The 11,530-nt window shown below is 66.2% G+C and carries 12 protein-coding genes; 5 read left to right on the forward strand and 7 right to left on the reverse strand.

Features of this window, described 5'->3' with window-relative positions:
• Positions 1–126 precede the first annotated feature (126 nt).
• Genes A5702_RS07405 through A5702_RS07420 form a run of 4 tightly spaced genes read right to left on the reverse strand, consistent with a single transcriptional unit; the run spans position 127 to position 3,459 of the window.
• The gene (locus A5702_RS07405) at positions 127–546 is read right to left on the reverse strand and encodes a thioredoxin family protein (protein WP_068219556.1); all 420 of its coding nucleotides are present in this window, start codon (positions 544–546) and stop codon (positions 127–129) included.
• A 7-nt stretch (positions 547–553) separates the two neighbouring features.
• Positions 554–1,237, reverse strand: a complete 684-nt coding sequence (gene cysE, locus A5702_RS07410; protein WP_067898678.1) for a serine O-acetyltransferase — start codon at positions 1,235–1,237, stop codon at positions 554–556.
• Between the two features lie 2 nt (positions 1,238–1,239).
• Complete coding sequence (gene cysK / locus A5702_RS07415) at positions 1,240–2,172, reverse strand: cysteine synthase A (RefSeq protein WP_068219558.1); 933 nt, start codon at positions 2,170–2,172, stop codon at positions 1,240–1,242.
• A gap of 9 nt (positions 2,173–2,181) precedes the next feature.
• A complete protein-coding gene (locus tag A5702_RS07420) occupies positions 2,182–3,459 on the reverse strand; it encodes a thioester domain-containing protein (protein ID WP_055400744.1) in 1,278 nt (425 codons plus the stop codon).
• 391 nt (positions 3,460–3,850) lie between these two features.
• On the opposite strand from A5702_RS07420, the gene A5702_RS07425 reads away from it, so the two are divergent.
• Positions 3,851–4,774: a family 2A encapsulin nanocompartment shell protein gene (locus A5702_RS07425; RefSeq protein WP_068219561.1), complete on the forward strand. Its 924-nt coding sequence runs from the start codon at positions 3,851–3,853 to the stop codon at positions 4,772–4,774.
• On the forward strand, positions 4,761–6,710 hold the full coding sequence (locus A5702_RS07430; protein WP_068219566.1) for a family 2A encapsulin nanocompartment cargo protein cysteine desulfurase: 1,950 nt from the start codon (positions 4,761–4,763) through the stop codon (positions 6,708–6,710). Before A5702_RS07425 ends, A5702_RS07430 begins: the two co-directional genes overlap by 14 nt.
• A 16-nt stretch (positions 6,711–6,726) precedes the next feature.
• Here the strand turns inward: A5702_RS07430 and A5702_RS07435 are convergent, their stop codons facing one another.
• From A5702_RS07435 to A5702_RS07440, 3 genes are all read right to left on the reverse strand, one after another.
• On the reverse strand, positions 6,727–7,845 hold the full coding sequence (locus A5702_RS07435; protein WP_068219569.1) for a YeiH family protein: 1,119 nt from the start codon (positions 7,843–7,845) through the stop codon (positions 6,727–6,729).
• A gap of 4 nt (positions 7,846–7,849) precedes the next feature.
• Entirely contained in the window at positions 7,850–8,005 is a 156-nt protein-coding gene (locus tag A5702_RS26660; protein ID WP_197281126.1) for a hypothetical protein, read from the reverse strand.
• A gap of 120 nt (positions 8,006–8,125) precedes the next feature.
• On the reverse strand, positions 8,126–8,929 hold the full coding sequence (locus A5702_RS07440) for a Stf0 family sulfotransferase (protein WP_067817721.1): 804 nt from the start codon (positions 8,927–8,929) through the stop codon (positions 8,126–8,128).
• 615 nt (positions 8,930–9,544) lie between these two features.
• Between A5702_RS07440 and A5702_RS07445 the strand changes: the two genes are divergently transcribed.
• From A5702_RS07445 to A5702_RS07455, 3 genes are all read left to right on the forward strand, one after another.
• On the forward strand, positions 9,545–10,312 hold the full coding sequence (locus tag A5702_RS07445; protein WP_055400734.1) for an ABC transporter permease: 768 nt from the start codon (positions 9,545–9,547) through the stop codon (positions 10,310–10,312).
• Positions 10,309–11,157, forward strand: coding sequence for an ABC transporter permease (locus tag A5702_RS07450; protein ID WP_068219572.1), 849 nt, complete (start codon positions 10,309–10,311; stop codon positions 11,155–11,157). The genes A5702_RS07445 and A5702_RS07450 overlap by 4 nt, the downstream gene beginning before the upstream one ends.
• 4 nt (positions 11,158–11,161) lie before the next feature.
• On the forward strand, positions 11,162–11,530 hold a 369-nt coding region (locus A5702_RS07455), incomplete at its 3' end, for an MlaD family protein (protein WP_156669516.1).

The raw sequence follows: 11,530 nt of genomic DNA on the forward strand, positions 1-11,530 counted from the left end.
TCGTTGCTAACCCACTGTGCAACGCCCGAGGCGACAACGCATTCCATTACCGCATTAAGCTCACCGTGAGTAATACTTCGCCGAGTTGGCGGGTGGAAAGTCGTTCGAGACCTTGATGATTCGAGGCTAGGCCAACAGCGGCTGCAACGCGGCGCGCAGGTCGCCGACCTTCGGCACCCCGGCGGTCCGGTACCGCTGACGGCCCTGAGCGTCGAAGATCAGCGTCGTCGGCAGCGACAACACCGACAGCCGCTTGGCGGCCACGGGGTTGGCGTCGATGTCGATCTCCACGTGCGACACGTCGGGCAGATCGGCGCAGACTTGGTCGACCACGCGGCGCACCGACGCGCATGGGCCACACCAGGCGGCGCTGAAGTGCACCACGGTTGGCCCCTTCTGCGCCAACCCCAGGTCCGACGTGTCCTGTTGGGAATCGGGACTGGTCTCGCGCAACACCCCGGAGCGTCGATTGAAGATCGCGCCCGCAGCTGTGGCGGCACCCAGCGCCGCGAATAGCGCCGTTCCGGCGATGACAAGGGTGCTCACGTGGACCTCAGATGGAGAAGTCTTCGCCGTGCCATACCCCGGCTTCCGGTGGCCGGATGACACTTTCGGACTCTTGTCCGTCGTTAGCCGCCTCCAGCTTGGCCACCCGGGTGAGGAGCGACTGGAGGCTGACGCCCACCAGGTCGGGCATCATCGAGTCGTCGGGGCTGCTTCGCCCGTGGCGGCTGATGACCTGTCCGGGCACCCCGATGACGACGGCGCTTGACGGAACCTCTTTGACGACGACGGCGTTGGCGCCGATCCGGCTGTCGTCGCCGATCTTGATCGCGCCAAGCACCTTGGCGCCGGCGCCGATGATCACCCGGTCGCCGATCGTCGGGTGGCGTTTGCCGGTTTCGCTGCCGCTGCCGCCGAGGGTGACCCCGTGGTAGATGGTCACGTCCTCGCCCACTTCGGCCGTCTCGCCGATGACCACGCCGGTCGCGTGGTCGATGAACAGGCCGGGGCCCAATACCGCGCCCGGGTGGATCTCGACTCCGGTCAGGATGCGGAGCAGCTCGGCGAACGTCCGTGCGGCCAGCCTGGCGCCGCGATTCCAGAGCCAGTGGTTGATTCGGTGGCCCCAGATGGCGTGCACGCCCGGATACGCGAAGATCACCTGCAGCGTGGTCGGTCGGGCCGGGTCGCGCTCCCTGGCGGCCCGGATGTCACGTCGGATGGCGGCGAGCATGACTAATCCGCCAGGTCGGCGAAGAGCGGCGTGCTCAGATAGCGCTCACCGAAGCTGGGCAGCACCACCACGACGAGCTTGCCGGCGTTCTCGGGACGGCGGGCCACCTGCAGCGCCGCGACGACGGCCGCGCCCGAGGAGATGCCGACCAGCAGCCCCTCCTCCCGGGCCAACCGACGGGCCATGTCGAGCGATTCCTCGTTGCCGACCGTGATGACCTCGTCTACCAGGTCCATCTCGAGCACCGGCGGGACGAATCCGGCGCCGATGCCCTGAATCGGGTGCGGACCCTTCTGACCGCCGGACAGGACCGGTGACGCGGCGGGCTCCACGGCCACAAAACGCGCCGACGGCCTGCGTTCCTTGATGACCTGGGCGACGCCGGTGAGCGTTCCTCCGGTCCCCACCCCGGAGACGAAGAAGTCGATCTTGCCGTCGGTGTCCCGCCACACCTCCTCGGCGGTGGTTTTGCGGTGGATCGCGGGGTTCGCCGGGTTCTCGAACTGTTGCGGGATGAAATACCGTTGGTCGCTCTTGGCGAGCTCTTCGGCCTTCGCGATGGCCCCGGCCATGCCTTCGGCGCCTGGCGTCAGCACGATCTCGGCGCCGAACGCGCGCAACAACATTCGGCGTTCTTTACTCATCGTGTCCGGCATGGTCAGCACGCAGTGATAGCCGCGGGCGGCGCACACCATCGCCAGCGCGATGCCGGTGTTTCCGCTCGTCGGTTCCAGGATGATCGTGTCGGGCTTGATCAGGCCCGCCTGCTCGGCCGCGTCCAGCATGGCGACCCCGATGCGGTCCTTCACGCTGTTCGCGGGGTTGAAGAACTCCAGCTTGGCGACGACGTCGGCGACCGCCCCCTCGGTGACCCGGTTCAGCCGCACCAGCGGCGTGTTCCCGATCAGTTGTGTGACGTTATCTGCGATGCTCATCTGTCTTCCTCAGGCGATGTCGGTACATGACTCGTCGGTCGGCCAGCTGATGTCGTATTCGATGGCCACGGCTGTGGGTACGGTAAGCGCGATGGGGGTGAATCGATGTGCCGCTCCCTCCACTGCGACTCCGGTCAGCACCCGCCCGGTGAGGCTGTCCGGTGTTGTCGCGGTGACCGTCGTGGTGGACGTACCCGGTGCGGGCCGCAGGTAAAAGTCCGTGCCCGCCTGCACAGCGCCGACGACCGTCTCACCGTCGGAGTCGACGAGTGTGTGTCCGTCACCAACATTGAGCGTCAACGGGATTGGCACTTGAAACGGTCCTATGAGCTCCGAATTGGCGGTTGCGTCGGTATCGACTAGTTGTGGTTCCACCGTATCGCGCAAGGCTTTGCGCGCCCCAGTGATCAGATAATTGTAGAGGTGCACAATTCGATCGGCATTGCGGTAGTGGCGGGCACCGGTCAGCCAGAAGCGAACATGGTCGATGGTCGGATTGGTCGCGTCGGTCGTCGCGATCAATCGGTAATGGCGATACCCACGACCCCCGCTGCCGTGGCTGCTGGCCGAAACGGTGCTACCCACCCCGAGCGTGCGCCGGTGGCGACCCTTGCCCGCGTCCACCGTCAGCTGGGAACGCGAAATGTCTTGCCAGGCAATGCCGTCGGCGGACTTCTGAAGTTTCAGTCCGACGGCGGCGTCCGACGCCACCCAAACCGAGTACCCGCCCAATTGCGGTTCGCCGTCGAATTCGAAGGTGATCACGCGTCCGCCCGCTCGGCGCACCTTGACGGGAACGTTCAGCGGCCGGGTGTCCAGGGCCAAACCGTTGGTGAAATGCCAAATCGCGGCCTGGGTGGCGGCAATCGCCTCGTGTTCGCCGATATGGGCCCGGCCCAGCGGGTTGCCCGCGGCGCGCAGGCTTTCGCTCAGTTCGGCGGTCGTGCGCATCGGGAAGGAGTTGCGCAGGATCCAATCGACCTCGGCTTCGTGGTCGCGGCTGCGCAGGTGGGGCAGCGCCGACCAGCTGTCCAGGCGGTACCGGGACGGCTCATGTGGGGCGATGCCGAAGAAGTCCAATGAATACGCGTGCAGGTTGGGATTGACCCTGATGAGGTCGGTTCGGGCGGAGCTACCGTCGGCGAACACGATCGTGTCCACGGTGTGGGAGTACGTGCCGCCGCGGTAGCGCGTCATCCGCGCGACTTCCGTCGCGGGCCGGACGAGGACCCGGTGACGGGTCTGAACCGCCGCGGAGGCGCGGGTGGATAGGGACATCACTGTCATGGCTGGTCGTTCTTCCTGCAAAGTTTTCGGTTGGCGAACGCGCGCCTGGCGACCGCGGGGTGGGAAGGCCCATCGACCGGCGGGAGAGCGCGGGATTTCTACTGCGTCAAAAAAGCGTCAGGAAATCAACAACAGCGACAACAACAGCAGGCGGCAATGCGCGAAGGAACGAAGCGCGGCTGAACGGCCTGTTGCATGGGCCCCACTATAGGCCCAGACAAAGATCACTGTCAGATTGCGGGCGCTTTACGGCCCTTTAACTCAGCACGGGAGTAATGCTTTGCGCCGCCCCGAGAGTCTCCTAGGCTCGGCGCGCGAAGCCGGTCACGGCGGGTGATCATGGACCTGCCGCACTACGCTGCAGCATTCGATCGAGCACGGAAGGACCACGATGACGTCGGCTCAAAGCGAGTCTCAGGCACTCGGCGATCTCGCAGCTAGACAGCTGGCCAACGCGACGAAGACCGTCCCGCAGCTTTCCACGATCACGCCCCGCTGGTTGCTGCACCTGCTCAGCTGGGTGCCGGTGGAAGCGGGCCTGTACCGGGTGAACCGGGTGGTCAACCCAGAAGGGGTCGCGATCAAGGCCGAAGCGGGCGCGGGCACCGAAGAGCCGCTGCCGGAGACCTACGTCGACTACGAGACCAGCCCGCGCGAATACACGCTGCGCAGCATCTCGACCCTTGTCGACATCCACACTCGGGTCTCCGACCTGTATTCGAGTCCCCATGACCAGATCGCCCAGCAGCTGCGGCTGACCATCGAGACCATCAAGGAGCGCCAGGAGTTCGAGTTGGTCAACAGCCCCGAGTACGGGCTGCTGGCCCAGGCGACTCCGGAGCAGACCATCCAGACGCTGGCCGGCGCTCCGGCGCCCGACGACCTGGACGCGCTGATCACCAAGGTGTGGAAGACGCCCAGCTTCTTTTTGACCCATCCGCTGGGAATCGCCGCGTTCGGCCGCGAGGCCACCTACCGCGGCGTGCCGCCGCCGGTGGTCAGCCTGTTCGGTGCGCAGTTCATCACCTGGCGCGGCATCCCGCTCATCCCGTCGGATAAGGTGCCGGTGGAAGACGGCAAGACCAAGTTCATCCTGGTGCGCACCGGCGAGGAGCGCCAGGGTGTGGTCGGCCTGTTCCAGCCGGGCCTGGTCGGCGAGCAGGCGCCGGGGCTCTCGGTGCGGTTCACCGGCATCAACCAGTCGGCGATCGCGACCTACCTGGTCACCCTCTACTCGTCCCTGGCCGTGCTCACCGACGACGCGCTCGCCGTGCTCGACGGCGTCGCCGTGGACCAGTTCCATGAGTACAAGTGAGTACCGCGCGGTAGACGCCGAAAGCGACCTGCCCATCAGCGCCGCGGAACTCGCCGCGTTGGCCACCCAGCTGTACGCGGCCAGCATCCGGCCGGGTCCCGACAGCCCGCCGCAGTCGGCGCCGCCGGCCCCGCGCGGCAGCGTGCCCGACGCCACGGCCGCGACGTCGGCCGGGCAGGCGGTCGCCGGCACCGCCGACGTGTATCCGGCGCCGATTCCGGCGCTGGGTTTGACCGACGTGTACGTTCCGGCCCCGACATCGCCCGAGCCCGAAACGCCGCCGCAGGGGGTGCCGGTCGCCCCGCGCGGCGGCGTGCCGGACGCCACGGCGGCGACGTCGGCCGGACGGGCGGCCGTCGCGGCGGTCGACGTGTATTCGGCCCCGATACCGGCGCTGGGTGTCACCGACATCTACCTGCCGGGTCCGGCGTCACCGGAGCCCGACGCCCCGCCGCAGACCGTTCCGGTCGCGCCCCGGGGTGGTGTGCCGGACACGACCGCCGCGTCGGGCGACTTCGGCGGACTCGTGGTGCCCGCCGCCCTGCCGTACGCGGTGCCGTCCTGGGGATCACAGGCGCCGCCGGGGCCCGACCTTCGCTGGTCGGAGCTCGCCGTGCCCGCCGCGCCGCCCGCACCGACCGGCGACGAACACAATTACTCGTTCCTCAGCGTTGCCGACGCGGTGCCGCGGCTGCCCGACGAGCACGAGGTGTTCGACGTCAACGCGATCCGGGCGGACTTCCCGATCCTCAAGGAGGTCGTCAACGGAAAGCCGCTGATCTGGTTCGACAACGCGGCGACCACCCAGAAGCCGCAGGTGGTGATCGACCGGCTGTCACACTTTTACGCTCACGAGAACTCCAACATTCACCGCGCCGCACACGAATTGGCGGCCAGGGCCACGGACGCCTACGAGGAAGCCCGCGACACCGTGGCCGAATTCATCGGCGCGCCAAGTTCCGAGAACATCGTCTTCGTGCGGGGCACCACCGAGGCGATCAACTTGGTGGCGCATGCGTGGGGCGGCAAGCATCTGCAACCCGGCGACGAGATCGTCATCACCCACCTGGAGCACCACGCCAACATCGTTCCCTGGCAACTCATTTCGCAGAAAACGGGCGCGATCCTGAAGGTTGCGCCGATCGACGACGCGGGCAATCTGCTGCTGAGCGAGTTCGAGGAGTTGCTCGGCCCCAGGACGAAGCTGGTGGCCGCCAGCCAGGTGTCCAACGCGTTGGGCACGGTGGTCCCGGTGGACAAGATCGTGGAGCTCGGGCATCGCTATGGCGCGCGGGTGCTCATCGACGCGGCTCAGTCGATTCAGCATGTGCCGGTTGATGTTTCCGAGCTCGGCGCCGACTTCCTGGTGTTCTCCGGGCACAAGATCTACGGTCCGACCGGTATCGGGGCGCTCTACGGCACCGAGGAGGCGCTGACCGAAACGCCGCCGTGGCAGGGCGGCGGCCACATGATCGCCGACGTGACGATCGAACGCTCGCTGTATCAGGGGCCGCCCACCAAGTTCGAGGCCGGCACCGGCAACATCGCCGACGCCGTCGGGCTCACCGAGGCGCTGCGGTACGTGCAGCGATTGGGGATCGAACGGATTGCGGCCTACGAGCACGCGTTGCTGGAGTACGCAACGCCGCGCCTGGCTGACATCGCGGGTGTCCGGTTGGTGGGTACCGCAACCGAGAAGGCCAGTGTGCTGTCCTTCGTGCTGGCCGGGCACGATCCGCTCGAAGTGGGCAAGGCGCTCAACGCCGAGGGCATCGCGGTGCGCGCCGGCCATCACTGCGCGCAGCCCGCGCTGCGGCGACTGGGGTTGGAGGCCACGGTTCGCCCGTCGTTCGCTTTCTACAACACGTTCGAGGAGATCGACGTCTTCCTCGCGGCGGTGCGCCGGATCGCCGAGGGCGGCACCAACGTCGGCTGACGGCCCAGGCCCGCGGCTAAGTGCCCGTGTACCAGCCCAACACGCGCGACGTCAGCAATACGATGCCCAGCGAGACCGCGGCGACAACCGTGAGCCCGATGATGGCGACCACCAGCGGTCGCCATCCGGTGCGCGCGATCTGGCGGATGTCGGTGTTGAGTCCCACGCCGGCAAAAGTCAGCAGGAACGCCCATTTCGACACGTTGGCGAGGTTCGCGGTCTGGCCCTTGGTCAGCCAGCCCGCGGTCGCGATCGCGGAGACCACCAGGAAGCCCAGCACGAACTTCGGGAACTTCTCCCAGACGAACGCGGCCTTGGCCTTGGCCTCGGGCGCGATCTCGTCGGCCTGCCCACGCGCGGCCCAATAGAGGGCGAAGCCCAGGACCACGAACCCGATCAGCGCGTTACGGGTCGACTTCACCAGCACCGCGATCTTGCCGGCGTGGTCGGAATACAGGTAGCCGGTGGCCGTGGTTTCGGCGGTGTTGTCCACCGAAAGCCCGGCCCACAAGCCGAATTCGTGATCCGTCAGCCCGATCGCATGCCCCAGCGGTGGCAGCGCGAACAGCGAGACCGCGCCCAGCGCCAGGATCGCCGCGATCGCGTAGCTGACATCGGCGTTGCGGGCCCGGATCGCGCCCTTGGCCGCCACGATGGCCGACACCCCGCAGATGGACGTCCCGATCGCCAGCAGCGAGCCGAGCTTGCCCGACAACCCGAACGCGCGCGCCGCGACGATGATGATCGTCCCCGCGATCGTCATGTCGACGAGGATCTGCACCAGGCTGATGCCGCCGAGTTTCGCGATGTCACCGAGGACGAACCGCGAACCGAGCGCAACGATCCCGACCTTGAGCCAGAATTCGTAGGTCTGCACGCCGGGCCGGAATATCGGGTGCAGGCCGACGGTATTGGTGATGAGCAACCCAATCACGATGGCCCACAACACGTATTCGATGTCGGGCACCGTCCAGTGGTGGTGCTTGGCCAGCGTGTTCCACCAGATCTGGGCGTACTTGCCCAGCACCCCGACGCCGATCAACAGCAGGATGCCCGGCACGTAGTCGAGCGGACGTGCGCTGGTGAATGTGACCTCGGTCGACGTTTCGTCGGGCTCGACGCGAACGGTGCTCATGCGGTCACCACGGGATCTTCGGAAGCAGGTTGGCCACGGCCAGCGCGACGATCACGCCGGCCACCGCGGTCGCCCACCAGTCCACCGATATCGAACCGAGCCGCGCCGGCCAGCCCGGTGATTGCGGCCTTTCATCATGTCCATCACTCGCGTCACCCATGCTGCTTGCTCCTCAGTCCTCTGCGGCGGCCATGGGCGCCACATCCTTTGCGAATGATGGTGTCTCGGGGCGCGGCCACCAAGTGATTGGCTCGCCCTGAATTTAGGCGCGCGGTCGCGGTCAGGTTGGCAGGCCGTGCTTTTCGGCATCCGCACGGTACCGGCCCACCCAGTCATCGGAGCGCTGGTCCGCCTGGCGTTCGAGCACCGGCTCGGGAGCCAGTTGCGGGTCGAGTCCCAAGGCCTCCAGGATGGCGGCCACCACCTGAGTCAGGTTGCGCCACAAGACCGGATAGGGGATGTCCATCGGCTTGACGTCCTCTTCGGCGAACCAATTCCGCCAGGCCTCGTCCTGGGCGCGCAACATGGTGACGACGTGGGCGATCGCGCCGGCGTGATAGGTGGCGCGCGCGTCGCGGACCGGGTCCGGCCTGCCGCGCCACACCCGCGTCTGCACCGCGCGCCAGAACGAGACCGCCTGCGAGATCACATCGGGCCGGTGGACATAGATGAAGAGCGGTTCCTCGCCCACCACGTCGCGGATCGCGGCCCGCAGACCGTCACCGCTTCGATTCGGCAGATTCTTTGCGCGATCAAGCAACAGCGGAGTCTGGTTCCACATCAGCTTGCCGCCCCAAATGCCGTTCGGTGTCCTCCCGACCGTGCGGATGTAGTCCCGCCAAATCTCCGGCGGCGCGAGGTCAGGCGTCCCGGCATCAAGCGGGTCGAGCAGGCTCAGGATCGATTCGTCCTCCACCCCGGCGAACCATTCGCGCGGCTGCGGGGCCTGGCTGGTGGCCGGCAGGTATTGAAAGAACTCCTGCGGCTCGCCGGCGACACCGGTCGCGCGCAGCGATTCGACCAACAGCGTGCTGCCGCTGCGTTGGGATGCCAGCACCAGATACGAGGACGGGCGATCAGTCACCTCGCAAGCGTATCCGGGTGGAAATGCTCTCGCAGGTGGTCCTTTTAGGCTCACCCTGACCGTAACCCTTGCTTCGAATACCGGCACTCGCCGACTGTGTCGGGGGCGGCGATAGCCGAACGGGACGGTGGCCGTGAACGCTCATCCAGGTTTGCGATGGAAAACTCGGCAAGCGACGAGTCGCCATTCTTCGACCCCGCCAGCCGAGGGCTCGCCGACGCATGTGACATTGGCCGCATGCTGGTCCGGCCGCCTTCGTGCCCCTCCCACGAACCACCCCGCGCTCTGGCCCCGGTCGCCGCGCGGCCGCAGGATCGGGCCTTAACCTGGGGTTATTCACGTCATGGCATGCCGTGATGATCGACGACGGCATGAACTCCCGCCAACCCTCACTCGGCGCTGGCCATATTTCTTCGTGTTGATTGCAACTCTTACGCGCGCATAGCCGTGCCCGTAAATTTCTGGCGTGGTCTATGCGCGGCAAACTGACATCGCAGTCGGCGTGTAAAAACATCCGCGGCTTTTGCGCCGGTTAATTACCGGCGGATTAATTGCATTACGAGAATGGAAAACGGGATTGGGCCATATGAACGGCGGTCGGGCGGAGCGAGCCTTGTGAACGGCTCCACCATCGCGAAGCCCATGAACGCTCTGGGCGAGTTCTTCCTACTCAGCGCCCGAGCGCTGATCGCCGCGGTGCGGGGCCCGTGGGCGTGGCGGGAGTTGCTGGAGCAGATCTGGTTCGTCGCACGGGTGTCCATCGTTCCGACGATCATGTTGTCGATCCCGTACACGGTCCTCATCGTGTTCGTCCTGAACATCCTGTTGGTCGAGATCGGCGCCGGTGATCTGTCCGGTGCGGGCGCGGGTCTGGCGTCGGTGACGCAGGTCGGCCCCGTCGTCACCGCGATGGTCGTCTCCGGTGCCGGGTCGACCGCGATGTGCGCCGACCTCGGCGCCCGCACCATCCGGGAGGAAATCGACGCGATGAAGGTGATCGGCGTCGATCCGATTCAGGCCCTGGTGGTTCCGCGCATCATCGCCGCCACTTTCGTCGCGGTCCTGTTGTACTCGGTGGTTGCGGTCACCGGGCTGACGGGAAGCTACGTTTTCGTGGTCTTCGTTCAGCACGTCACCCCCGGCGCTTTCGTCGCAGGAATGACCCTCGTTACGGGGCTTCCTCAGGTAGTGACGTCGCTGATCAAGGCCACGCTGTTCGGGTTGTCGGCGGGCCTGATCGCTTGCTACAAGGGCTTGTCGGTGGGCGGCGGTCCCACCGGTGTCGGTAATGCCGTCAACGAGACCGTGGTCTTTTCTTTCATGGCACTCTTTTTCATCAACATCGTGCTCACCGCGCTCGGCGTGAAGGTCACCGCGAAGTGACCGACGCAGCGGGGGAACCGTCGTGGATCATCAGCCTTGGCCCGCGGGTGACCGACTACGCCCGCAAGCTCGGTGAACAGACGGCGTTTTACGGGCAATCCCTGGTCAACATCGCGGATGCGGTACGGCGCTACCCGGGTGAGCTGCTTCGGCTGATCGCCGAGATGGGCATGGGCACAGGCGCTTTGGCGGTGATAGGGGGGACCGTAGGCATCATCGGCTTCCTGACCCTGACCACCGGCGCCCTGGTCGCGGTCCAGGGCTACGACACGCTGTCCAACGTCGGGGTCGAGGCGCTGACCGGATTTCTGTCGGCCTTTTTGAATGTTCGGATGATCGCGCCGTGCACCGCCGGCCTGGCCTTGGCAGCCACGATCGGTGCCGGCGCGACGGCGCAACTGGGGGCCATGCGGATCAACGAGGAGATCGACGCGCTGGAGGTGATGGGCATCCGCGCGATCACGTATCTGTCATCGACACGGATCATCGCCGGCATCCTGGTCGTCATCCCGCTATACGCCGTCGCGGTGTTGATGTCGTTCATCGCAGCCAAGTTCCTGACGATTTACAGCTATGGCCAGTCGCGCGGGGTGTACGAGCATTACTTCTCGACGTTTTTGCGTCCCACCGACTTGTTCTGGTCGTTTCTGGCGGCTCTGACCATGGCGACGGGCGTGATGGTGGTGCACACGTATTACGGTTTCACCGCGACAGGTGGTCCCGCCGGGGTGGGGGAGGCTGTCGGGCGTTCGGTGCGGTCATCGATGATCGTCACGGCCTTTGTCTGCCTGGCGATTTCGTTGTCCGTCTACGGACAGTCCGGCAACTTCAACCTGTCGGGATGACGGCATGAGCAATCACAGGCAGAGCGGACCGGGGCAAAGCAATAGGGTCCGCCGCAGCAGAATCGACCCGATCTGGTGGGCGCCGACTCTGTTTATCCTTGTGGCAGCGATTATCGCGTTGACCGCGGGCGCGTTCTCGGGCAAATTCCAGGAGTCGATCCCGCTGACGCTCGTGTCAGACCGGGCCGGGCTCGTGATGGAGCAGGGCGCCAAGGTCAAGCTGCGCGGCGTGCAGGTCGGCCAGGTGGCGTCGATCGGGACCGACGTGAAAGCGGCTCAGCTACAGCTCAAGATGCAGCCCGGCCCGTTCAAGTACCTGCCGAGCAACCTCGAGGCCGAAATCAAATCCACCACGGCGTTCGGGTCGAAATAC

Source organism: Mycobacterium sp. E3339, from assembly GCF_001666915.1.
In the GTDB taxonomy this organism is placed as follows: domain Bacteria; phylum Actinomycetota; class Actinomycetes; order Mycobacteriales; family Mycobacteriaceae; genus Mycobacterium.

Bases quoted from the DNA above. Each gene is read 5' to 3' on its own strand.
- A5702_RS07420 (WP_055400744.1), bottom strand. From the start codon at position 3,459: ATGACAGTGATGTCCCTATCCACCCGCGCCTCCGCGGCGGTTCAGACC.
- A5702_RS07430 (WP_068219566.1), top strand. From the start codon at position 4,761: ATGAGTACAAGTGAGTACCGCGCGGTAGACGCCGAAAGCGACCTGCCC.
- A5702_RS07435 (WP_068219569.1), bottom strand. From the start codon at position 7,845: ATGAGCACCGTTCGCGTCGAGCCCGACGAAACGTCGACCGAGGTCACA.
- A5702_RS07425 (WP_068219561.1), top strand. From the start codon at position 3,851: ATGACGTCGGCTCAAAGCGAGTCTCAGGCACTCGGCGATCTCGCAGCT.
- cysK (WP_068219558.1), bottom strand. From the start codon at position 2,172: ATGAGCATCGCAGATAACGTCACACAACTGATCGGGAACACGCCGCTG.
- A5702_RS26660 (WP_197281126.1), bottom strand. From the start codon at position 8,005: ATGGGTGACGCGAGTGATGGACATGATGAAAGGCCGCAATCACCGGGC.
- cysE (WP_067898678.1), bottom strand. From the start codon at position 1,237: ATGCTCGCCGCCATCCGACGTGACATCCGGGCCGCCAGGGAGCGCGAC.